General features: G+C 37.0%; 24 protein-coding genes and 1 other annotated feature. All 24 genes read right to left on the bottom strand.

The features are described from left to right. Window positions 1-2: 2 nt before the first annotated feature. Window positions 3-1,100 carry a glutamine-hydrolyzing carbamoyl-phosphate synthase small subunit gene (carA, locus tag OWO01_RS09055; RefSeq protein WP_268780134.1) on the bottom strand — a complete coding sequence of 366 codons (1,098 nt, stop codon included), beginning with the start codon at window positions 1,098-1,100 and terminating at the stop codon, window positions 3-5. Beyond that, window positions 1,075-2,379, bottom strand: a complete 1,305-nt coding sequence (locus tag OWO01_RS09050; protein WP_268780133.1) for a dihydroorotase — start codon at window positions 2,377-2,379, stop codon at window positions 1,075-1,077. Before OWO01_RS09050 ends, carA begins: the two co-directional genes overlap by 26 nt. Next, on the bottom strand, window positions 2,339-3,268 hold the full coding sequence (locus OWO01_RS09045; protein ID WP_268780132.1) for an aspartate carbamoyltransferase catalytic subunit: 930 nt from the start codon (window positions 3,266-3,268) through the stop codon (window positions 2,339-2,341). The genes OWO01_RS09050 and OWO01_RS09045 overlap by 41 nt, the downstream gene beginning before the upstream one ends. Before the next feature lie 139 nt (window positions 3,269-3,407). Further along, window positions 3,408-4,775: a solute carrier family 23 protein gene (locus tag OWO01_RS09040; RefSeq protein WP_268780131.1), complete on the bottom strand. Its 1,368-nt coding sequence runs from the start codon at window positions 4,773-4,775 to the stop codon at window positions 3,408-3,410. 143 nt (window positions 4,776-4,918) lie between these two features. Then, complete coding sequence (gene pyrR, locus OWO01_RS09035; protein ID WP_268780130.1) at window positions 4,919-5,464, bottom strand: bifunctional pyr operon transcriptional regulator/uracil phosphoribosyltransferase PyrR; 546 nt, start codon at window positions 5,462-5,464, stop codon at window positions 4,919-4,921. Between the two features lie 176 nt (window positions 5,465-5,640). Then, a complete protein-coding gene (locus OWO01_RS09030; protein WP_268780129.1) occupies window positions 5,641-6,555 on the bottom strand; it encodes an RluA family pseudouridine synthase in 915 nt (304 codons plus the stop codon). Between the two features lie 3 nt (window positions 6,556-6,558). Then, on the bottom strand, window positions 6,559-7,020 hold the full coding sequence (gene lspA / locus OWO01_RS09025; RefSeq protein WP_268780128.1) for a signal peptidase II: 462 nt from the start codon (window positions 7,018-7,020) through the stop codon (window positions 6,559-6,561). A gap of 1,077 nt (window positions 7,021-8,097) precedes the next feature. Beyond that, on the bottom strand, window positions 8,098-10,845 hold the full coding sequence (ileS, locus tag OWO01_RS09020) for an isoleucine--tRNA ligase (RefSeq protein WP_268780127.1): 2,748 nt from the start codon (window positions 10,843-10,845) through the stop codon (window positions 8,098-8,100). A gap of 134 nt (window positions 10,846-10,979) precedes the next feature. Then, window positions 10,980-11,215: a binding site (T-box leader), on the bottom strand. A 105-nt stretch (window positions 11,216-11,320) separates the two neighbouring features. Continuing rightward, the gene (locus OWO01_RS09015) at window positions 11,321-11,827 is read right to left on the bottom strand and encodes a DivIVA domain-containing protein (protein WP_268780126.1); all 507 of its coding nucleotides are present in this window, start codon (window positions 11,825-11,827) and stop codon (window positions 11,321-11,323) included. 74 nt (window positions 11,828-11,901) lie between these two features. Continuing rightward, window positions 11,902-12,681, bottom strand: a complete 780-nt coding sequence (locus OWO01_RS09010; protein WP_268780125.1) for a YlmH family RNA-binding protein — start codon at window positions 12,679-12,681, stop codon at window positions 11,902-11,904. A 32-nt stretch (window positions 12,682-12,713) separates the two neighbouring features. Then, entirely contained in the window at window positions 12,714-12,974 is a 261-nt protein-coding gene (locus OWO01_RS09005; protein ID WP_268780124.1) for a YggT family protein, read from the bottom strand. Between the two features lie 5 nt (window positions 12,975-12,979). Continuing rightward, window positions 12,980-13,411: a cell division protein SepF gene (locus OWO01_RS09000; RefSeq protein WP_268780123.1), complete on the bottom strand. Its 432-nt coding sequence runs from the start codon at window positions 13,409-13,411 to the stop codon at window positions 12,980-12,982. A 5-nt stretch (window positions 13,412-13,416) separates the two neighbouring features. Next, a complete protein-coding gene (locus OWO01_RS08995) occupies window positions 13,417-14,103 on the bottom strand; it encodes a YggS family pyridoxal phosphate-dependent enzyme (protein WP_268780122.1) in 687 nt (228 codons plus the stop codon). A 26-nt stretch (window positions 14,104-14,129) separates the two neighbouring features. Continuing rightward, window positions 14,130-14,930, bottom strand: a complete 801-nt coding sequence (gene pgeF, locus OWO01_RS08990; RefSeq protein WP_268780121.1) for a peptidoglycan editing factor PgeF — start codon at window positions 14,928-14,930, stop codon at window positions 14,130-14,132. A 56-nt stretch (window positions 14,931-14,986) separates the two neighbouring features. Beyond that, window positions 14,987-15,247: a YlmC/YmxH family sporulation protein gene (locus tag OWO01_RS08985; RefSeq protein ID WP_268780120.1), complete on the bottom strand. Its 261-nt coding sequence runs from the start codon at window positions 15,245-15,247 to the stop codon at window positions 14,987-14,989. 691 nt (window positions 15,248-15,938) lie between these two features. After that, window positions 15,939-16,718, bottom strand: coding sequence for an RNA polymerase sporulation sigma factor SigG (gene sigG / locus OWO01_RS08980; protein ID WP_268780119.1), 780 nt, complete (start codon window positions 16,716-16,718; stop codon window positions 15,939-15,941). A gap of 121 nt (window positions 16,719-16,839) precedes the next feature. After that, complete coding sequence (gene sigE / locus OWO01_RS08975) at window positions 16,840-17,559, bottom strand: RNA polymerase sporulation sigma factor SigE (RefSeq protein WP_268780118.1); 720 nt, start codon at window positions 17,557-17,559, stop codon at window positions 16,840-16,842. An 18-nt stretch (window positions 17,560-17,577) separates the two neighbouring features. Beyond that, window positions 17,578-18,498, bottom strand: a complete 921-nt coding sequence (gene spoIIGA / locus OWO01_RS08970) for a sigma-E processing peptidase SpoIIGA (protein WP_268780117.1) — start codon at window positions 18,496-18,498, stop codon at window positions 17,578-17,580. 811 nt (window positions 18,499-19,309) lie between these two features. Next, window positions 19,310-20,443, bottom strand: coding sequence for a cell division protein FtsZ (gene ftsZ, locus OWO01_RS08965; RefSeq protein ID WP_268780116.1), 1,134 nt, complete (start codon window positions 20,441-20,443; stop codon window positions 19,310-19,312). Between the two features lie 67 nt (window positions 20,444-20,510). After that, the gene (ftsA, locus tag OWO01_RS08960) at window positions 20,511-21,806 is read right to left on the bottom strand and encodes a cell division protein FtsA (RefSeq protein WP_268780115.1); all 1,296 of its coding nucleotides are present in this window, start codon (window positions 21,804-21,806) and stop codon (window positions 20,511-20,513) included. 199 nt (window positions 21,807-22,005) lie between these two features. Further along, a complete protein-coding gene (locus OWO01_RS08955; protein WP_268780114.1) occupies window positions 22,006-22,368 on the bottom strand; it encodes a small basic family protein in 363 nt (120 codons plus the stop codon). Next, on the bottom strand, window positions 22,369-23,088 hold the full coding sequence (locus tag OWO01_RS08950; RefSeq protein WP_268780113.1) for a DUF881 domain-containing protein: 720 nt from the start codon (window positions 23,086-23,088) through the stop codon (window positions 22,369-22,371). It abuts the gene before it with no gap. Between the two features lie 14 nt (window positions 23,089-23,102). Beyond that, entirely contained in the window at window positions 23,103-23,795 is a 693-nt protein-coding gene (locus OWO01_RS08945) for a DUF881 domain-containing protein (RefSeq protein ID WP_268780112.1), read from the bottom strand. After that, window positions 23,779-24,630 carry a cell division protein FtsQ/DivIB gene (locus tag OWO01_RS08940; RefSeq protein ID WP_268780111.1) on the bottom strand — a complete coding sequence of 284 codons (852 nt, stop codon included), beginning with the start codon at window positions 24,628-24,630 and terminating at the stop codon, window positions 23,779-23,781. Before OWO01_RS08940 ends, OWO01_RS08945 begins: the two co-directional genes overlap by 17 nt. Window positions 24,631-24,725 lie beyond the last annotated feature (95 nt).

Genomic DNA, 24,725 nt, shown 5'->3' with positions numbered 1-24,725 from the left:
GGTTAGTCCTCCTTCACTTGTCTTTTGTGGTCACTTATCTCTGTCATGAATTGATCAAATAAATAACTAGTATCCTCAGGTCCTGGAGAACTTTCTGGATGGTATTGTACAGAGAACGCCGGATACTGACGATGTCTGATTCCTTCAACTGTGCCATCATTAATGGCAACATGTGTTAATACTAAATCGGTGTTTACCAATGATTTTTCTGTAACGGCATAGCCATGGTTCTGTGAGGTAAGGTGTGTTTTGTTTCGTGTTAAATCTTTAACTGGATGATTAGAACCACGATGACCGAATTTCATTTTTTCCGTATCGCCTCCACACGCAAGTGCTAAGAGTTGATGTCCTAAACAGATTCCGAAAATGGGTACCTTCCCAATTAAATCTTTAATCATTTGAATTGCCTCTGGAACATTCTTCGGATCACCAGGTCCGTTCGTTAACATAATTCCATCAGGTTTTAAACGCAGGATCTCATCTGCTTGATAATGATAAGGTACAACAGTCACGTGACATTTTCTTTTCGTTAAATCTCGTAGTATACCATGCTTCATGCCAAAATCAACCAACACGATTCGGTATCCTCGTCCTGGCACCACATAAGGATTGGAAGTGGAGACACGTTCTACTTGATTGGTCATTAAACGTGGCCAATCAGCAGTAATTTCAAGTGTTTCCGTTTGTCTTTCTTCTGTTGCTGCCGTTAAAATACCCTTCATTGTTCCATGTTTACGAATGATTTTTGTTAATTTTCTTGTATCAATTCCTGCTATAGCTGGAATACCTTTTGCTTTCAGATACGTATCTAGTGGTTCTTCATTACGAAAATTAGAAGGTGTATCACACATTTCCTTAACAACCAAACCATGGATCGATGGATCGATTGTCTCAAAATCATCGCGATTAACTCCATAATTACCAATCAGCGGATAAGTCATCGTAACAATTTGACCGCAATAAGATGGATCAGATAAGATTTCCTGATATCCTGTCATTCCTGTATTAAAAACAATTTCCCCACTATTTTCTTTTAAACAACCGTATGCTTCTCCGTTAAATACTGTGCCATCTTCAAGTACGAGCTGTCGCTTCAACATAACCATCCTCCTGAAAAACAATTTTACCGTCAACTAATGTTAATATTGGTAATCCAGTAATTTCCCATTGATCAAAGGGTGTATTTTTCCCTTTTGATTGAAAATTCGTTTTATCGATTTGCCATTCTCTTGTTAAGTCAAGCAAAACAAGATCAGCAGGTGCTCCAACTTCTAGCTTTCCAGCAGGAAGATTAAATACTTGAGCAGGTTTTACAGTCAACCATTCGATTAATTGATCAAGTTGACATATATTTTTTTTCACTAAGTGTGTATATAAGAGACCAAATGCTGTTTCTAACCCTACAATACCAAAGGGTGCCTTTGTGATGTGTTGTGCTTTCTCATCTTCTGTGTGTGGTGCATGATCTGTTGCAATGAAGTCAATCGTGCCATCGATTAGACCTTCCAATAATGCTTCTTGGTCTTCTTTTGAACGTAATGGTGGATTCATCTTGAAGTTTGTATCTGGCTCTTTAATATCCATTTCATTTAACAGCAAATGATGTGGCGATACTTCTGCCGTTACGTTAATTCCTGCCCGTTTTGCATCACGTATTACACGAACTGATTCCTTAGTACTAACATGACAGACATGATAATGACAACCCGCAGCTTCAGCTAACAAAACATCTCGCGCAATTTGAACCGATTCACATACCGATGGAATGCCATTGATTCCAAGTCGTTCACTAACATCCCCTTTATGTACGGCTCCTTGATGAATTAATGAATTATCTTCACAATGTGCAACAATTGCCATATCTATTTTTTTCGCTTGTTCCATTGCTTGTAGCATATGATCTGCCGTCTGAACCCCGACGCCATCATCGGTAAAAGCAAATGCCCCAGCTTTTTTTAATGCAACCATGTCGGTGAGTTTCTCACCTTGTAATCCAACAGTAATGGAAGCATAAGGAAGTACACGAACATGTGCAGTTTGCTCAATTTTCTCCATGATCATTTCCATTGTATCGACGTGATCAGGAACTGGTACGGTATTAGGCATCGAACAAATCGTCGTATAACCACCACGTGCAGCAGCTTTCGTTCCCGTAGCAATGGTTTCCTTTTGTTCTCCACCTGGCTCACGCAAATGAACATGAACATCCACAAAACCTGCTGATAATAAATTCCCTTGGCAGTCGATCACTTGATCATTATCTGAACGGTTAATATTTGGTGATATTTCTTCAATCTTTCCATTACTAATTTTCACTTCATTATTGTCTACTGTTTGTTTAGCGGAAATTTGCTTCAAATTGGTTAAAATGATTGACATGAGTTGTTCCTCCTGATTGAAGTAGTTGTTGAATTACAGCCATTCTCGTTGTTACACCGTTTTTCATTTGAGTGAAAATTCGCGAACGCTCACACTCTACCAGTTGATCTGCGATTTCAATCCCTCGATTTACAGGGGCTGGATGAAGAATGATCGCATGATCTTTCATTTTTCTTTCTCGTTCTATGGTTAAGCCATATTTTGCTAAATAACTGTCTTGATCTAATACTGTATTTTCTTCGTGGCGTTCCAATTGAATACGCAATAACATCACAACGTCACACATTTCAATGGCTTCATCTAGATCAAGGTATGGGAAATCCAATTCTGCATCTTGCCATTGTGGTTTTGATGAGAAATAAACATTTGCACCCAAGGTTTTCAACGCATAGGCGTTTGATCGTGCAACACGACTATGCACTACATCCCCGACAATCAAAACGTTCAAACCTTGAAAACTCTGAAATTCTTGGTACATGGTGTATAAGTCTAACAGGCATTGTGTAGGGTGCTCACCTGCACCATCACCGGCATTAATAACTGGAATCGTAAGTTGCTTTGCTAATTGTTGCACTTGATTTGCCACCGGATGTCGAACGACTAATAAATTTGCACCAATGGATTCTAGCGTTTTCGCAGTATCGTAGACCGATTCTCCCTTTTGCAAGCTTGATGAACCTGCGTCAAAATCCAACACTTCTAAGCCTAGTTTTTTTTCCGCTACAACAAAACTCATTTTTGTTCGTGTACTAGGTTCAAAAAAAAGATTTGCAGCAAACAATTGCTCTGATAATGGTGATACACCATTTCTTTCAATATCCGAAGCAGTTTTCAATAGTTGATGAATTTGGATTGCCGACATTTCTTTCATGGAGACAAAATTATTCATGTTCCCAGCTCCCTTTCCAGTTATTTAGCGAAACAGTTTAATTTTTTAAAAAATGATCATTATTTTCCGACTCTTAAGTACGAAAATTGGCTTTATAAAAGGGACTGTCCAATAATCGATTCGACAGTCCCATTTTGCATTATTCTTTTTCTTCTACTGTCTCTTCCGCAAACATTTGGCCTTCTCCGTAACCAGCTTCTTTCCCTGGTAAAATTAAGTTTAAGATGACACCAACGATTGCAGCTAGAGCCATTCCTGCAATTTCGATATTAACTTCGGCTATGTTAAATCGAATCATCGCTCCACCAATACCGATGACAAGAATGACAGAAGATATAATTAAGTTTCTGTTGTTTCCTAAATCTATCTTATTATCTACTAGCATTCGTAAACCGCTTGAAGCGATGATACCGAACAGTAAGATAGACACACCACCCATAACTGGAGTAGGGATCGAAGCAATTACATCTGAGATAATACCGACGAAGCCGAAAGTGATTGCTAAAACTGCTGCCCCACCAATTACAAACACACTAAACACTCTCGTGATTGCTAGTACACCAATATTTTCACCATACGTTGTATTAGGTGGTCCACCCAAACAAGATGAAATAATCGTAGCCACACCATCACCCATGATTGAGCGATGTAAACCAGGATTTTTAACAAAGTCACGTCCAACAACTTTAGACAAGACCATTTGATCACCAATATGCTCAGCAATGGTCACCACTGCTATCGGTACCATCATCCAGAAAATGCTTAAATTCATTACTTCAAATGGAGAATAATCTTTAAACGGAATAACGAACTCTGGAAGAACAAAGATTGCACCAAAGAATTCTCCTACGGAACCCGCTCCAATGATATTACTCCATGTTGCACTGATTGCCTCTGTATCCACAATACCAAACGCCAAAGAGTAAAGGTAGCCACAAACGATTCCGATTAAGATCGGGATTAAACTGAAAATCCCACGGAAGAACAAGGAACCAATTACCGTAACTAATAAAGTAACCATTGCAGCAGAGAAATACAGCCCACTATATTCACCATCAACATTCATTGCCATATCAATTGCTGTTGGCGCTAAACTTAAACCAATCACAATAATAACTGGTCCTACAACAATTGGTGGTAGTACTTTCATAATCCAATCTAGACCAAAGGCACCAATTAGCAATGCAATAAGACCATAGGAAAGTCCAGCGAAGAAACTACCAACCATCGCCCCAGGGACACCATAATCTCCAACAACCGCAATTATCGGTGGAATAAATGCAAAACTTGAACCGAGATATGCTGGAATTTTCCCTTTTGTGATCAGTAAGTAAGCAAGTGTCCCTGTACCGCTTGATATAAGAGCCACAGCTGGTGGTAGACCTGTTAAGAATGGTACTAAAATAGTTGCGCCAAACATCGCAAATAAGTGCTGTAAACTAAGCATAAACCATTTTGATTTTTTTGGAACATCTCCTACATCCATTACCATATCTAATCTTTCCATCAAAAACATCCTCTCTTCACTTATCTTTTTTGTCATTTAACACAAAAAAACCTCTCTGCAAAGTCGCAAAGAGGTAGACGTGTCGATTGCACACGTATCCCTTAACAACCTTGCAAGCCTCTCAGGACTTGTTTAAAGGTTTACTATTCATTTTCATAAATACTTACTTGGTCATCTCCATCAGTTTCATTTAATGTGACAACAATAACTTCCTCTTGTGAGGTTGGGATGTTTTTCCCAATGTAATCAGCACGTATTGGCAATTCTTTATGCCCACGATCGATTAATACAGCTAGTTGAATTTGTGAAGGTCTTCCTTGATCAATAACCCCATCCATTGCTGCCCGAACCGTTCTACCAGTATAAAGGACATCATCAACAAGAATTACTTTTTTTCCAGTAATATGCGCTTCAATGTTCGTATTGTGAAGTGTAGCTTCTTTGTTCGAAGATACATGGCTTAAATCATCTCGATAAAGGGTAATATCAATTTCACCAATTGGAACATTCACACCTTCAATTTCGAAGATCTTTGTTTGTAATCGTTTGGCTAATGGTACACCTCTCGTTTTAATCCCCACTAGCATTAGATTATCTACACCTTTGTTTCTTTCCAATATTTCATGTGCAATCCGAGTAAGCGCACGATTGATAGCCGATTGATCTAATAGTACCGCTTTTTGCTTCATCTTCACTCACCCCATCTCTAAGTGAATAACCAAAAAATCCCTTTTCTCCACGTGAGAAAAGGGATTTAGATATACCTATCGTATCTAGATCAAAAACCGAATCCTTTTCAGCCTCACGGGACTGTCTTTAAAGGTTATTTAATTACTAACTATTATTCCAAAAAACTCGAATTATGTCAATGCATTTCTCTGATTTTTTTTAAAGCTTCGTTAAATTCTTCTGGTGGTTCAACAGTAAACTGTAACCATTCTTTAGTTGTTGGATGTTCAAACCCCAGTTCTTGAGCATGTAATGCCTGACCATTCATCGAAAGTGACTTTCTTTGTCCATATTTAGGGTCACCAACAAGAGGAAAACCAATATATTTCATATGAACACGAATTTGATGGGTCCTTCCTGTTTCCAATACACACTTTACATAAGTAAAGAGCTGATTAATACGTTCGATCACTTCAAAATGTGTGATCGCATCCCGGCCACCTGTAACAACAGTCATGCTTTGACGATCTTTCGGATCACGAGCAATTGGCGCTTCAATTGTTCCATATTCATGAGGAATTGCACCATGGACAAGTGCGACATAAGAACGCTTTACAGTCTTTGCTTGAAGTTGCTCTGCCAATGCTTGATGCGCTTGATCATTTTTAGCTACCATAAGTAATCCACTCGTATCACGATCAATTCGGTGAACAATTCCAGGTCTGATGACACCATTAATTCCAGATAAGTCATTACAATGATGAAGTAATGCGTTAACTAATGTTTCTGAAGAATGCCCAATAGATGGGTGTACAACCATACCTCTAGGTTTATTTACAACAAGGACATCTTTATCTTCATAAACAATCTCAATTGGAATATCTTCTGCTTTTATTTCCATTTCTTCAGGTTCTGGAATTTCCCAAGAAATCACTGCATCTGGTTCACATTTATAATTGTTCTTTACGGGTGCTTGATTAACCAAAACATGTCCCGATTTAATCCAACTTTGTATTTGAGAGCGAGACACTTCCGGCAACAATTTGGTTAACACCTTATCAATTCGTTGATAAGTTTCTTCCTCAGAAACCCGGTGACTATTTACATTCATCCGTTATTTTCTTCCTTTCTGAAGCTCTTCTTTAAATGTTATGATAAATATAATGATTACACCGATTACCAATGCAGAATCAGCTATATTAAAAATAGGATAATTATAGCTTCCTATGTAGACATTCAGAAAATCAACAACCTCTTGAAAAATTAAGCGGTCAATAAAATTTCCAATCGCTCCTCCTAATACCAACCCCAATGCAATGCCTGTCCAAATATTATCCTTCGCATACTTTTGCATATAGTAAACAATTAGACCAATGACAACTAAAGTAATCACATAAAAAAATGCCATTTGACCTGCTAGAATCCCCCAAGCAGCACCTGGATTGCGGTGTGAAGTAATATAAAAGAAATTTTCAATTACAGGAATACTTTCACGCAGTTCCATGTTTGTAACAACCCACCACTTGGTTAATTGATCAATGATAATGACACCTAATGCGAGTAAGTAATAACGCATGTTACTCCCCCATTCTCTCTTTTCTCTCTAGCATTTTACCACAAACCAAGCGAAAAAGGAAAAATCATTACGAACACCTAGTTTTATGCTAAAGCACTAATTTTACCTATTACAAGGTGGTAAGAACGACTTTTCCCAACCATATGCTTCAAACGCCATTCCCCTCCAATTTTATACACCTGAGACAAACTGTGTGGTAAATAATTTATTTTTTTACCTTTAATGATGTTCACGCGAAGGTAGAGAGGATCAAAGGAACTGTAACTTCTTTAAGGCGGGTTTTTCCCCTAGGTTCATGGCAGGAGATAACGCTAACCTCGTCAAGATTGAAGAACTTGCTTAGGTTGAGGGTAGAAAATGGCACCAACCTCGTCGAAACAGCCTCTTTCGCCTAGGTTAAACCCTAAAAAGAGCTACAACCTCGTCGAAACGACCTCTTTCACTTAGGTTAAGTCCTAAAAAGAGCTACAACCTCGTCGAAACGACCTCTTTCGCCTAGGTTAAACCCTAAAAAGAGCTACAACCTCGTCGAAACGACCTCTTTCGCCTAGGTTAAGACCTAAAAAGAGCTACAACCTCGTCGAAACGACCTCTTTCGCCTAGGTTAAGCCCTAAAAAGAGCTACAACCTCGTCGAAACAGCCTCTTTCGCCTAGGTTAAACCCTAAAAAGAGCTACAGCCTCGTCGAAACGACCTCTTTCACTTAGGTTAAGTCCTAAAAAGAGCTACAACCTCGTCGAAACGACCTCTTTCGCCTAGGTTAAGCCCTAAAAAGAGCTACAACCTCGTCGAAATGACCACATACACTTAGGTGACCCTAAAAAAGGGCTGCAACCTTGCTGAAACGCATAATTAAACCTAGACTCACACCTCACAGTCTATAGATATTATGCTTTAAGTATCGTTTGACTAAGCACGTGTTGATCCAAATTTGTTATAAAGCAGTTCTTGTTTAATTCCCTCTTCTGTAATTTTTTTCAATAAAAAGACTGTCCACCTCACAATTCGGCATCCCATAAACAAAATAAAAACGAAACACTACCACCATAGCTGGCGTGTTTCGTTTTTAAAAGTATTTTAGTAATGTTCTTTTACAATTGCAGCACAACGCGTACATAACGTTTCGTGCTCAGAATCTTCACCAACTGTTTCTGAAGCAATCCAACAACGTTCACACTTCTCAGCATCATATTTTTCAACAACTACAGAAATATGATCATATGTTTTTGCATTCGGTTGTTCTTCAACAACTTCTACATGGGAAACAATAAACAACTGATCTAAATCATCAATCTCAGATAATACCGTTTTCGTTGTTTCATCTTTTGCAACAATCGTTAATTTAGCTTCTAATGATTTACCAATTACCTTCTCAGCACGAGCCTCTTCTAACGCTTTTAGAACATCATCACGAACTGTAATGAAATGATCCCATTTCACTTTCAATTCATCTGCTGCCGGAATTTCTCTTGCGACTGGCATATCGGTCAACTGAACAAACTCTTCCCCAACATTCGGAATATGTCCCCAAATTTCCTCTGCTGTATGAGTTAAGATCGGTGTCATCAATTTAACTAAACTAGTTACTGTTTCATAATAAACCGTTTGAATACTCCTTCTGCGCGAGCTATCTTCTTGATCGATGTATAGAATATCTTTTGCAAAGTCAAGATAGAAGGCACTTAACTCAATGGAGCAGAATTGATGAATCAACTGGTATACCGTTGAAAAATCATAGGAGTCATATGCTTTCGTTACTTTACTTACTACTTCTTGTAACTTCACTAGCATATAGCGATCCACTTCGTGTAAATCTTGATCAGCAACTGTATTTTTCACCACATCAAAATCATTTAAGTTTCCAAGTAAGAATCGGAACGTATTTCGGATTTTACGGTAGCCTTCTGCTGCTTGTTTAATGATTTCATCGGACACACGAACATCCGCTTGATAGTCCACAGAGGCAACCCATAAACGCAAAATGTCAGCACCATATTGCTTAATAATCTTATCAGGAATAACGACATTCCCTACAGACTTACTCATTTTTCGTCCTTTTCCATCTAACGTGAATCCGTGACTGATAACCGTTTCAAATGGTGATTTCCCTGTTACTGCAACAGCTGTAGAAATAGAAGAGTTAAACCATCCACGATATTGATCGGATCCTTCTAAATAGACATCTGCTGGACGTTGTAATTCAGGACGTCCCTCTAAAACACCTTGGTGAGAAGAGCCAGAATCAAACCATACATCCATGATGTCCATCTCTTTTGTGAAGGTACCGTTAGGACTGTGCTCTGATTGGAATCCTTCTGGCAATAAATCACTTGCTTCCCAATCGAACCAAATGTTCGATCCGTGTTCACGGAACAAGTTTGCCACATGCGTAATTGTTTCATCATTGATGATTGGTGTACGATCCTCACCATAAAAAACTGGAATGGGAACTCCCCAAATTCTTTGGCGAGAAATACACCAATCTTCACGATCACGAACCATATTGAAAAGTCGAGTTTCTCCCCATTTAGGAACCCAATTAATCCGTTTGATTTCAGCTAAGATTTCTTCACGGAAATCTTTAATCGATGCAAACCATTGATTAGTAGCACGGAAGATGGTTGGTTTCTTCGTACGCCAGTCATGTGGGTATGAGTGTGTAATGAAATTTAGTGCTAACAATGCTCCATTTTCTGATAACTTTTCCGTAATTTCTTTATTTGCTGCATCATAAAATAACCCTTCGAAGCCAGGAGCTTCATCTGTAAAGACACCTTTTTCATCTACTGGACAAAGGACATCTAAGCCATATTTTTTCCCAATGATAAAGTCATCTTCCCCATGTCCTGGAGCTGTGTGTACTAAACCAGTACCACTTTCTGTTGTTACATGGTCACCTAAGATAATTAATGAATCACGGTCATAAATTGGGTGTTTTGCTACTAAACGTTCTGCTTCTTGTCCCTTGAACGTTTGAACAACCTCCGTTGTATTCCATTCTAAAACTTCGGCAACTTGTGAGATCATCTCTTCTGCAACAATAAATTTCTGATCTTCTACTTTTACGACCGCATACGTTAACTCCGGATGAAGTGCAATCGCTAAGTTAGCTGGGATCGTCCACGGAGTTGTTGTCCAGATAATGAATTGCTCATCACCTTGTAATAACTCACCTGGATCTTTCACTCCAAAACTAACATAAATAGACGCAGAACGTTTATCTTGATACTCGATTTCTGCTTCAGCTAACGCTGATTCTGATGATGGAGACCAATACACTGGCTTTAAGCCTTTGTAGATATAGCCTTTTTTAGCCATTTCTCCAAACACTTCAATTTGAGCTGCTTCATAATCTTTATTTAATGTTAAATAAGGATTTTCCCAATCTCCACGTACTCCGAGTTGCTTAAACTGTGCACGCTGATTATCGACTTGCTTTAATGCATATTCTGCACATTTTTCTCGAAACTCTGATGCAGTCATTTTCTTGCGATTCACTTTCTTTTTTGCTAAAGCAGTTTCGATTGGTAGACCATGCGTATCCCATCCTGGAACATACGGGGCTTGGAAGCCAGTCATCGACTTATATTTGACGATAAAATCTTTTAAAACTTTATTCAACGCATGCCCCATGTGAAGATCGCCATTCGCATACGGTGGTCCGTCATGCAAAACAAATAGCGGGCGACCCTCTGTTCGATTTTGAACTTTTTGATAAAGATTTGCTTGATCCCATTCTTCTTGTAACTTTGGCTCTTTGTTCGGTAAATTTCCACGCATAGGAAACTCTGTCTTCGGCATTAATAATGTTTCTTTATAATCCATTTTATTTCCTCCTATAAGGTGAATCTTCAATCAGTGGGGGTTTTTATTGATTGTTAGTTTTAGCTTTCGGTGCACTATCTTAAATTCACCATGCTTTTATTCTTAAAGCAACAAAAAAAGCCTTCTATATCCCCAAAAGGGACGAGAAGACTCGCGGTACCACCCTTCATAAGTAATTAATTTGAGTTAACCAAATAATTACCCACTCAAGCATCGTAACGTGATGAGGACGTCCAGTTCTACTCACATGTACACTTTCGCACTGGAAGCTTGAGGGTGATTTTCAAATAGATAATCATACTAGGCTCCCACCTTCCCTAGCTCGCTAAAATAATTCTATCCATTTTACTGTCCCTCGCATAGCTGATAACGATGTTTCAATTTGTTCATTTATTTAACATGATAATCGAAAATAAGTGTTTCTGTGAATGAATTATATGTAATAAATCCGAAAACGTCAAGTTTTTCTCGTTAATTATTCATCGTCCGTTGAGTCATTTTCATAATCACGATCTAATGATGTTTGAAATAAATCATCCCAATCATCACTATTTGCTAATTCCAACTGTGCTTCTACGAGCATCTTCAGTCTCGTTCGGAACACTTTTCCTTGTTTCTTTAGTTCTTCTACTTCAATTTCAATTCTACGTGATTTTTCTAATGCTTCATTAATAATTCGATCTGCATTTTTTTCTGCTTCACGAATAATTAATTTCGATTCTTTCGTTGCATTACCTTTCACTTCTTCAGCAGTTGTTTGAGCAATTAAAATTGATTTATTTAACGTCTCTTCAATATTAGAAAAATGACCCAGGCGTTCTTTCATGTCATCAACTTGTCGCTTCAACTCTTTCTTTTCTCGAATTACAATTTCATAATCTTTAATCACTTGATCCAAAAATTCATTCACTTCATCTTGGTCATAGCCTCTTAAGCCACGCGTAAATTCCTTATTATGAATATCTAATGGTGTCAATGGCACAATGGCCACCTCCTCAATATACGTTTTCTTACCTTTTCGACAAAATCATCTTAAATTCCTGCTAAGAAACGACATTAATTTAAGATCTCATAAATTATTTTCCATTTCTCTTTTTTAGAGAGTCCTAACAATTCTGTTAAACGACTTCTCCCTTTCCCACGAAGCGAAAACACATCGCCTTCTTCCACAACAAAAGCTGGATCTTCCACAATCCGAAAATTAACTTTTACGATTCCTTTTTGAATGACTTGTCCAGCCTGTTGACGAGATAAGCCATAGATGTGTTTGATCACAACATCTAGCCTTAAGGAACTAATTGTTGTTTGATAGGACTTCCAGTCTTGTTCCGCGTCCACTGCACCCTGTAAGGGAATTCTTTCTAGTTGTATTGATGCATTCTTAATTGCAGTAAGGTTAAAACAAACAAAATCAGCAACATCTTCAGAAACAATCAATTGTATCTTCCCTTGTTCTTGATCAACCATAATGTCACCAAGCTTTTTCCGCTTCAATCCAAGCGACAAGAATGTTCCCAATACGTCTCGGTGCTCAATCGTGATAAATCTTGTTGGATAACTAGCTGAGAGTATCGCTATTGGAAAATCCGTTTGGCTTATTGATTCATAATATGGCGACAATATTGCTTGCTTGCGTTCCGTATGGGTTGTCCCACCAAAGAATTTCAGCAGAAATTGATCATCATTTCCAATGATGCTTTGAAAAATCTTTTGTTCTCGTGGATCAAGAAAATCTGATGTCCTACGAATGTATTGACGTTCCACTTGATCTTTCCAACTAAACACCTGATCAATAAAAGGTTGTTCTTCTTTTCGAAAGTGCTGATAAATATCCATAAAATACTCCTGTTAACTAAATTCATTACACCTTAAAACATTCCAAATAGAACGTGTAGCCCACTCATAGCTAAACGCAATGTGATAATAGCTACAAGCGCTGAGATGTCGATCATTCCAATTGGGGGGATAATCGAACGAAATGGCTCTAGATACGGCTCTACAATACCTGCAAGAAATCGTCCTATCGAAGAATCACGGGATCCTGGGAACCATGACATTAAAATATAAATAATAATCGCTACACTATACAACTCAGCCAATCTAATGATAATATCTTGCAATGCTCCCATTTACTTTACCACCTTTGTTCAAATTCTTCCTCTTCCACCGTCTGTGTAATATTACCTGACACCTCAACATTATCCGGTGTGCAAAGAAATGTATGAGGACCTAATTTTTGAATTTCTCCTGATACGGCATAAACTGTTCCACTTAAAAAGTCAACAATACGCTTTGCTTGCTGATGGTCAACGCGCTGTAAATTTATTGCAACCGAACGACGGTTCACAATATGATCAGCAATATCTTGTGTTTCTTCATACGAGCGTGGTTCAGCAAGAACAACTTTTGACTGTGCTTGGATCGATTTTAAGCTAACAACATTTTTACCTTCTGCTTTATCGTGTTTCATACTACGTCTTGTCGCTTCTTGTTCCACCGGTTCTTCTTCTACAAATTCATAGTCTTCTTCAGCAAATAACGATTTAAATTTGTTTTTTATGCTCATTTCATTCACCTCAACTCTTTCTGCCCAACTAAATGTGAGCCAATTCGAATATGGGTTGCTCCTTCTTCAATGGCAATTTGATAATCATTACTCATTCCCATCGAAAGATACGAACATGGTGCGTGTATTAGTTTCCTACTCGCTATTCGATCTCGTAATTCTCGCAATTCTCGAAAACAATTTCGAATTGTCGTGTCATCATTCACATGTGGAGCCATAGTCATTAAACCAACTATCTGAATCTGTTCAAACTCTTTAAGTTTCTCGATAAAACTGTCTACTTCTTCTGGTTTTAAACCTTGTTTCGATGTTTCACCACTGACATTGACTTGGACAAAACAGGGAATTTTATTTTGCGCTCGCTTATTTATTTCTTTCGCAAGCGACAATCGATCTAGGGAATGCAAATAATCGACCAGATCAATGACCTTTTTAACCTTTTTCGATTGAAGTGTACCAATAAAATGCCAATTGGGCATTGTATCATTTAGTGCCTCACTTTTTTCATACAAACCTTCCATCCTATTTTCTGCAAGGTTGGTAACCCCAGCTTTTATCACTTCTCTTGCTCGTTCTATTGTAACATATTTCGTCACAGCGATAACGGTAATTTCTTGTGGATCTCTACCGATGCGAGCACAAGTTTCTTGTAAATTTGATTGAATGGTTGCTAGATTCTCTTCTACTGTCATTTCAATGTAATCCCCCTATTACCTCACTACTTTCTACCAATAAACCCTAACATTCTCCCTGTTTTTTGTTGATCTTTTCGGTGAGAAAAAAATATTGGATCGCGGTAAGTACAATAATTTGTTCGAAGGATACGTGCTTCATCTACTCCTTCTTCTTGCAAAATCAATTCATTTAAGCGCGGTAAATCGATCAAATAATTCTGTTCTCCATCTTTTTCCACTACTTCTCCGCGCCATTTCTTCGGTACTTGTTCATATACTTTTTGATCCACTTGATAATTTTCTTTACAGATTGAGGGTCCAATTGCAACATGTAGATTTGCTATATTGACGTTCTCTTGTTTAAAGGTATCAACCATAGCACTTGCCATTTTATTCACCGTACCACGCCAACCAGCATGAGCAATACCAATCCAATCAGATGTCGGATCCCAAAAAAACAAAGGAACGCAATCAGCAAAAAAAGCTGCTAATAGAATATTTTTTTCTTTAGTAATTAAGCCATCTACCCCACTGATCGGATTCGTGTTGATTGTTGAACCAGCGCCAATAACTCCTGATTTGTCCTCTACAATAAACACGTTGGTATTATGCACCTGTTCCCCTAATACCCACTGATCAAGAGGAAAATTCAAGTCTTCTGCGATTAACTGTCGATTTTTTAACACATGATTCGGATCATCTGAAACATGAAAACCTGTGTTTAATGTATGATAAGGTGATTCACTAACTCCACCATTTCGCGTTGTCATACCTGCAACAATATTTGTGGTCATCCATTTTTCAATAAATAACACTCGTTCATTATTATAGCAAAATGGTTCCATTAGACATCCCCCTTTTAGATTATTTTATCATAATTGATCAATGATTTCTCATATTACTATTCTTTGGATTGCTCACTGCTTGTCTTTATCCCCTTAACTAAAATAACATCCTGTCCAAAGGTAACAATGTTATTCCAGGGAATACTAAGTTCTTCTTGTTTTTGAAAGAAACCAGAAAAACCATTTTTGGACCCAATAACGATATCCGTAATCCGTCCCCGGTCCACATCTATTTCTAAATCTAGCACATTTCCCAATCTTTCTCCTGTTTCTAATGAGATAATCTCCTTTTCTTGCATCGTAGTTAGTGTTAACATTTCTAAACCTCCCGCCTTTTTTAATACTATATGCAGATGTTAAGGCATTTACGATGTTAAATAGACAATCAAATAAAGTGAAACTTCAATCAGTGGGGGGTTTTAGGTATTCCCGCACTGATTGTTAGTTGAACCATTCGGGGTGCTAGCGTCCGTTACTCCCACTTAAACAACTTGGTATTCTCGTTGTTTTGAAGTGGGAGTCTTACGGACGGTTGCTCCGGGATAAAGTGAAGCTTCTATCGGTGGAAGGTTTCTAATTTTTCCTATTGATAGTTGTCCCTATATGAGGAGTAAAGAACCTCAAAGGCTTAAGGGTAATAGTGTCCTTTGTTTTGGGATAAAATGAAATAAAATGTATTCGTCACATCCCTTATCAAAACGGAAATCCTACTATTAATAACTCTCTACTTGAAAATTTCCACTTGATTTATCTATGAAGATAAACCGGGAAAACCAGCCGATCTTTTTTTAAAAAATTAAGAAGCTATATTTTGTAAGGCGCGGATGGTGACAAGCTATAGCGAGACACTTTCCAACAAGTAACCAACGGAAAATGGTTGCATTTATATTAGAGATTAAACACCTATAGTTATCGCATAACTTTCTTGTCTTGCAAAAAAGGCCCACTATCCAAAGATAGTAGACCTTTTTATTACTGTGTTAAATCACTTAAACTTGTCTATTTAGTTTATTCAAACATTTCTTTATTCATTTCCTGAATAGCAGCCTTCTCAAGTCTGGACACTTGCGCTTGTGATATACCTATCTCTTGAGCAACTTCCATTTGCGTTAACCCTTGAAAGAATCGCTTAGATAGGATCATTTTTTCTCGTTCATTTAAACGGTGCATACCTTCTCGCAATGATAACTGATCAAGCCAATTATCTTCTTTATCGCGGTCATCACTTAATTGATCCAATACAAAAATCGGATCCCCACCATCATTATAAATTGGCTCAAAGAGAGAAACAGGATCTTGGATAGCGTCCATCGCAAAAACGATATCGCTTTGCTCGATTCCCATTTCATCTGCAATTTCTTTTGCAGTTGGTTCTTTTGATGATTTACTCATTAATTTCTCTCTTACTTGCAACGCTTTATAAGCGGTATCACGTAAAGAACGAGATACACGAATGGGATTATTATCACGTAGATACCTGCGTATCTCTCCAATAATCATTGGTACAGCATACGTGGAGAAACGAACATTTTGCCCTAGATCGAAATTGTCAATTGATTTCATTAATCCAATACAACCTACTTGAAACAGATCATCTCCGTATTCTCCTCGATTCTGAAATCGTTGGATAATACTAAGTACTAAGCGAAGGTTTCCATTCACTAATGTCTCACGTGCACTTGAATCACCATCCTGCATTTGCTTAAAAAGCTTCCTCATCTCATCATTCTTAAGTACTGGTAATGTTGAAGTGTCAACACCACAAATTTCCACCTTATGTCTGACCATATGTTAACCTCCCATGTGGAGCTGTACTACATGGATCAGTATCACCAGCCAGCATGTCTTTTATGCAGGTAATAATTACCGAATAATGAGAAAAGAGACGATTTCCCTTGAGCCTGTAAAGCTAAACCATTTTTTCAAATTCTTTTTGTAAACGACGAATTATTTTCTTCTCTAATCGAGAAATATATGATTGCGAGATCCCTAACATATCTGCAACATCTTTTTGTGTTTTTTCTTCATTTCCAATCAACCCAAAGCGCAATTCCATAATTTGTTTTTCGCGCCCATTTAATTGTGTAAGAGCACTTTGTAATAATTTTTTATCGACATTTGCCTCAATATCCTTCTCAATAATATCTTCATCTGTTCCTAAAATATCAGATAAGAGTAACTCGTTCCCATCCCAATCAATGTTTAACGGTTCATCAAATGAAACTTCAGATTTTAATTTGTTATTTTTTCTTAAATACATCAAAATTTCATTTTCGATACATCGTGATGCATAGGTTGCTAATTTAATTTTTTTCTCTAAATTAAAAGTATTGATTGCTTTAATCAATCCTATTGTTCCTATACTAATAAGATCTTCAATATTTATTCCTGTATTCTCAAATTTACGTGCGATATATACTACTAGACGTAAATTACGCTCAATCAACATGGCTTTTGCTGCCTTATCACCTTCTGGTAACTTTTTCAACAATACCAATTCTTCATCCTTTGTCAACGGAGGTGGTAATGCCTCACTACCACCTATATAATAAATTTCACTAGCTTTAAAACCTAATTTCAAACGAATTTTATACCAAAATAATTTTAGGTTGATCATCCATTTTTTCATATTAGATACACTCCTTCTTTATGCTGATTGTAATGATAGCTCTTTAAATATTTGAGGGTTTAACAAACAATGATACGTCTCATCAGGTGTCAGATGATCAAATTGTAATCCAATAAGTACTTTTGTACAGGTATACATTTCCTCTTGATCAAATAGAATAAATTGATTCGGTTTAATAACTAACAATAGTCTTTGCCCTGCGGTTAAACCCTGGTATGGAACAAAATGGACTTGATCAACCAAATGTTGATCCAATGAAGTTACATCAAGTGTCTCTTGTACATTCTTTAACTGCTCAATTTCTGAATCTGTAAACATTTGTTCAATGACTGTTTGATCACAAATGACAACCGGTTTTTTACTCATTGGATCAATTAAATGATTTGCGGTATCCAAATAAGAAGATGTTACCACTTGTTTATGATTCATAGTTATCATTACTTTGAACTGCTGATCTTGACGGTAATTGGTAAGACTTTGCTTGTCCATGGTACTTCTTGTGAATAACCAAACAATAGGAAATCCTAAGATTACAAACAGCCAACTTACCGGATCTCCATAACCACTATTCCATGTAATTAGGTTTCCATTTGAAAGATATACTGAGCGACTAAACATAAAATAAATCCCTGTTAAACCACCACCAATTCCAAATGATACAAAATAAAATGTGAACCAAATATGCATAAATCTTCGGATATTTTTCCAACCAAATCCGACCCAAATAATAAGCATCGAATAGATCACCTTCCCTATTGGATGAACGAATACACTGTCTGGAAAGTAAATGGAAAAAGGTACGATTGCCGAGGCTACCACAGCTGCCATTAACATGGCTACTGGTCGAATATTGGTTTTCGTTAACCTTGCCGTTAACCGAAGAATCATGAAATCTAGTAACAAGTTTAATAGCCATACCGCATCTAAATAAATGGTCACAATCAATATCCTTTCAAATGTTCACTATTTATAAGAAAGTATAACGATATAGTTTATAGAAGTCTGTCAAAGCTTGACAATAGAAAAACTGTTTTTTTCACTATAATTCAATCAAATTGTCAAAAATCATAAAGTGAAAGTTCAATAAGCGGAGGAATTAGGTCTTAATGATTCATTGATTGTTCGCCTTCTATACTCCTACTTAAACAACTATAAACTTCTTGTTGTTTTGAAGATGTGTGTTTGTACCATTTCAGTAAAAAGAGAATTAAAAATTCCATGAAACACTAAAATTATATAGCACCTCAAATGAATATTTTTTTGTTGATTATTGTATATCACTTAATCTATACGAATCTAAATCAAAGCGGACGCTACGACGAGGTTTGATACATTTTTCGTCTTAAACCTAAGGAAGATCGGCTATCTTGACGAGGTTAGTGCCATTTTTCTCCCTCAACCTAAGCAAGAGCATACCTTATAACGAAGTAACAGTACTTTTTGAGCCTCCACCCTCATGTGAACCTCATTAAAAACGTTCAACTGGAGTGAATCAATCGAGTGAAACGAATGATTCTGGCTAAGTTTCATAACTGATGATAACTTAAGACGTGACTTGCTTGGTGGACTCACCTAGTATTTGGCACTACGAGCTGAACGTGGCTATATCTGATCTGAATATAAGTCACAATTCAAAATGTTATCGTTTCCTTAGCAAAAAAATAAGCAAGAAGACTATCAATGAATAATAGTCTTCTTGCTTATTAAACTCTTTATATATCTTGATCGTTCAATTCAATAAAATAATTCGTTAACGTCTTCTGTTTCTATTGCGTAAGAAAGTAGGAATATCTAAGGTATCCTCTTCTTGACGTATACCGGGTTGCTCGTGTACCTCTGGGGTTGTTTGGTCGCGTCTGGTATCTACAGCTGATGCCACAGGTTGTTGTACTCCCGGTCGTTTTCGTCCGCCTTGAGGAGCTCCTACTTTAGCGTCATCAAAACCAGTTGCAATCACAGTAACAACAATTTCCTCTTTAAGATTTTCATTAATAACTGAACCAAAAATAACATTAACTTCTTGATCTGCGGCTGATGTAACGATATCAGCTGCTTCCTGTACTTCATATAAACTTAAATTGTTTCCACCAGTAATGTTCATTAACACGCCATGAGCACCGTCAATGGATGTTTCCAACAATGGAGAAGAAATTGCTTTTTTCGCAGCTTCTGTTGCCCGATTCTCTCCTGTTGCAATACCAATTCCCATTAATGCTGATCCTTTATCTGACATAATTGTCTTCACATCAGCAAAGTCGACATTAATTAAACCTGGTGTAGCAATTAAGTCAGAAATACCTTGAACACCTTGGCGTAACACATTATCCGCTTCACGGAACGCTTCTAGCATCGGTGTATTTTTGTCAATAATTTCTAATAAACGATCATTCGGGATTACTATAAGTGTGTCTACACTTGATTTTAATCCATCAATACCCGTAATTGCTTGTGTTGATCGTTTACGTCCTTCAAAAGTAAACGGTCTAGTAACAACTCCAACCGTAAGAGCCCCTATTTCTTTGGCAACTTGTGCAATAACTGGAGCAGCTCCTGTACCAGTTCCACCACCCATACCTGCCGTAACAAATATCATATCTGCACCTTGAAGAGCTTCTTCTAATTGCTCCTTACTCTCTTCTGCAGCTTTGCGACCTACTTCAGGGTTTGCACCTGCTCCTAGACCTCTTGTTAATTTTGTACCTAATTGTATTTTCACTTCAGCTTTTGATAAATTTAACGCTTGTGCGTCTGTATTTACAGCAATAAATTCAACACCTTGCACACCGTGCTCGATCATACGGTTAACGGCATTGTTTCCACCGCCACCTACTCCAATAACTTTTATTGTGGCAAGCTGATCCATCTCCGTGTCAAACTCTAACATATTGGTTCCTCCTATATATAAGATTACAGTTGTATATTTGTGAATTAATCTTAATTACCTTAAATAATTAATCAAAGAAATATTTAAAAAGATTGGCAACCCCTGATTCTTTTTTCTGTTTACTAGTCCCTGTTGAACTACGTTGATCCTGTGTTTTAGGTTGTTTCTTCTTCTTTGGTTTTTCGATTGCATGTTGTATTGGTGTTACAGACCTAGTTAAAGTTTTTCCTTGAATCTTGGCATTACGGTGGGCAAATTTCAAAATCCCTACCCCTGAAGTAAATTGAGGTTCACGAACACCAATATAATCTGGAATGGCTATACGTACATTTGCATGAAACAAATCTTGCGCCAATTCGATCGCACCAGGCATTTGCATACATCCACCTGTTAATACAAAACCACCAGGCAATTCAGCGTAACCCATTTTTTTAATTTCTCTCGCCGCAAAGGTGAAAATTTCTTCCAGCCTAGCTTCGATCATATCCGTTATCTCTAATTGATTAAAGGTCTGTTTTTGATCACTACCAATTGTTGTCGCCTGAAAAGTCTCTTCTTCCCTTGCATCTGGATAAAAAGCATGTCCATGCTTAACTTTAATCTCTTCAGCTACCTCAGAACTTGTTCTAAGGCCGATGGAAATATCCTTCGTAATATTATCTCCACCAAGGGGAAGTACATGTGTTGCGATCAGATGATCATCCTCAAACACAGATACAGTCGTACTTCCACCGCCTACATCTATGAGAGATACACCTAAGTTCTTCTCATCATTCGACAATGCAATTGCACCACTCGCAAGCGGTTGTAAACAAATATCAATCACTTCAAGATTCGCTCTCTCTACGCATTTCAGTATGTTATGTAACATCGTTCTTGCACAGGTAATAATTGTTCCTTCCATTTCAAGACGAACACCAATCATGCCTCTCGGGTCAGTAATCTCATCTAAACCGTCTACAATAAATTGCTTAGGAATAACATCAATGATCTCACGTTCTGGAGGAATAGAAATAACTTGAGCAGCATCTATTACTCTTTTTACATCTTCGTTACCAATCTCACGATTTTCACTAGCCACAGCAACAATCCCGTGGCACGGTTGTAGTTGAATATGATTACCATTTATACCTACAATAACGCGATCAATATTCATATCTACCATACGTTCGGCCTGTTCTATAGCTGTTCGAATTGATTGCACCGTTTGATCGATATCAACAATCGCACCTTTTTTCATTCCATTTGACTTAGCTGATCCAACGCCAATGATGTTTAGCGAATCGCTTAATACTTCTCCAATTATTACTTTAATTTTTGATGTACCTATATCTAGGCTAACTAAAATTTCACTGTTGCTCAACTGTATGGCACCTCCCAATCTAACGCGTCTGAATAGTAAAAATACTATCGAATAATAGCTAAAATTACAATCCATATAGCACAATTATTTAAAAATTAAATACACAACATTTATTATAACATTTTATTGCTAGTCTATTAATACTATATTTGCAATTGCCTATCTTTACATTATTCTACAGAATACGACTATTTCCCTTTTAAAAAGGAAACTTTTTTTGATTTATTTGTTTTCTATATTGAAAAATATGTCGGCGAATCGTTGCGATATTTTGAAAAACTCGCAAACCTAAGGCAAAAACTGCAGCGAGATATAAGTCTACACCCAATTGAACCCCTATAAACGTCAGGATAACAGCTAACGTTATATTAAAAAAGAAGCCTGAGATGAAGATCATTTGATCAAAGGTTTTTTCAAAATGGGCACGGATTCCTCCAAAAAGCGTATCAAAAGCAGCTAAAATAGCAATAGATAAATACTTAGTGTATTGTTCTGCTATTGTAAAATCCGTTAAAAAACCAAGAGCAATCCCAACCACCAAAAATAATACTGGGAGCCACATTTATGAGTCACCTGCTTCTGTACCTTGATTATATTGTAGCAAATCCAACCTAATATCACTATGATAAGATGGGATCGTTACTTCTTCAACTCTCACATTAAACTCCATATTGTTCATGCGAAATTCATCCCTTGATTGACTTACTTCCAAGTAATTCATTAATCGTTCTGGATTTTCACTAAGAATTTTTATTTCAATCGGAAGACTAGGTAATGGACGACTATTCATGTATGTTTTCCCTGAAACGTACCTAATCGGTGTATGATTGATTAATCGTTCATTTTCAACAGATATATCTGTAGCTCCATATGTGTTAAGTTCATTAATTAATCGATTTAGTAATTCGGGGGTTAATTCTGGATGTTCTCTTGCTTCAGCCACTAACCGATTATTTGGTTTTAATTCGATTACAACACCTTCGTCTGTTAATTCTGTTAAACCGGATTTTCTTTCTAACTCCTCAATAGAGTCGTTTAGCGTTTGTATCTGTTCTTGTTCAGTACTTTCATGATAATTATTTTCAATATTTATCAATGTGTTTAATTCGTATTGCAACTGTTGTAATCGCTCCTGCTCTGCTTGTAGTTGTGTACGGATCTCCCACATATCCCTAGTCTCGCGAAACTCTCTGGGAGATTGAATCGAACGTATTTGTATCACTATCATAAAGCCAATAATCATCAAAACAATAGAGAAAATAAATGTATTTTTATATGTCATCCTAATCACCAAGCCTATCCAATTCTAGCACCCATTTCAATTGTTTGTTTTTTCCCAACCTCAACTTCAATTTGATCATTCAGCAAAATATCAATAACCCCACTAGGCATTTCAAGACTTTCCTGCAATGTATCCGGATCGCCAATCGCCTCAATCGTAAACGGCGCAGGATATTGAATACCATCCACTGAAATCACTGGTCCTACACAGTAAACATAACTATCGGAAAAAATCCGTTGACCATTTATAGCGATAGCTTCTGCTCCTGCACTATACATTTCATTAATAATTAACTGAATGTGACGGTCATGAACAATATATTGATTAACATTTTCCTCAGAAGGGATATATTCACTATCTCTAACCGTGACAAATAGACCAGGACCTTGTATTGGTAACTCACCAGTTATTAATTGTAATTTTGTTTTTTTATCAACCGCTATCTCAATTTCTTCAGCTTCTGCAGACAGTTGCCTTTCTAAGCGAAGAATATCTTGTCTTTTTTGATCTATTTCACGCTGCAACTGATTATTTTTATCTTCAAATTGAATAAGCTGTTGTCGATAAAAAAAATCTCTTTCCCACTCTTGTTCATCAAGTTCATTTGGTTGAGTAAAATTCTTCGTTTGTTGGTAACTAAAAGTTATTAAAAAACCAAAAACAAATAACACAAGGGAGAAAATTACGTGTCTACCCCTCAATTTCATCTTCATTCTCCTCATTCATTACATCATGTCCTTCGTGTTCCTGGTACTCTTCATACACTTCGGTAACTTCATCCGTTTCAGGTCGATATGATTGAAATACAGCTCCGCCCTCTCCAATTCTAATGACACCCAATTGATTGTCATCTAATTGACTTGCAATCGAAGGATACGAACTCAAATAATTTGCAAAGTTGCGGATCGTTGTCTCAACTTGATGACCATCTATCATATATAACAATACCTGATGAGGGTTAGATTCACTGGGTTCCCAATAGATCTCAGAAATAAGTGCGTGGATAGATGGTGATAATTCCTTCAATTCACTAGCTAATGCTATTAGATACTCATTATCTGTAAAGTTATATAATATTGGAGCATCTCCCTGTATATTAACAATGCGAAGCGCATCTAATTTTTTCCCATTCTCAAGCAGTGGATGGAAATTATCTCCATTATTTAAGTAGGCTATTTTATCTAATTCGCTCACATGAATTTCTATAGTATTTGGAAATACCCTTGAGACCTCTACTTCATTTAATTCTCTATGTTGACTAATACGTTCAGAAACTTCCTCCGTACTAACTCCCCATATATTTGTTTCTGAAGAAAGTTTACTATATTTTATAATTTCTTCAGCAGAAACATATCGATTACCTATGATTTCAATATTACCTACATAACTTAACGGTGATTGTAAATAAATCACAATCGAAATTAAGCTAAAAAATAAAAACACATAAAATATTAAACGTCGGTTGGTTTTCTTCTTTCTTGCCTCTTTTAATTTTGGGATACGATCCTCTATGGAGATTACATTTCTTTTATTTTCAGACATTTTGTCATTCTTCCTTTATCATAGAAACATATAATATATACACTAATCAAAGTATATCACAGATAGAGGAAAAAAGCGGTTAGATTATCTGAGTC

The sequence above is a fragment of the Natronobacillus azotifigens genome (genome assembly GCF_026805325.1).
GTDB lineage: Bacteria > Bacillota > Bacilli > Bacillales > Amphibacillaceae > Natronobacillus > Natronobacillus azotifigens.
The sequence above is the reverse complement of the archived record's forward strand: the minus strand, read 5'-3'. Positions and strand labels throughout refer to the sequence as shown.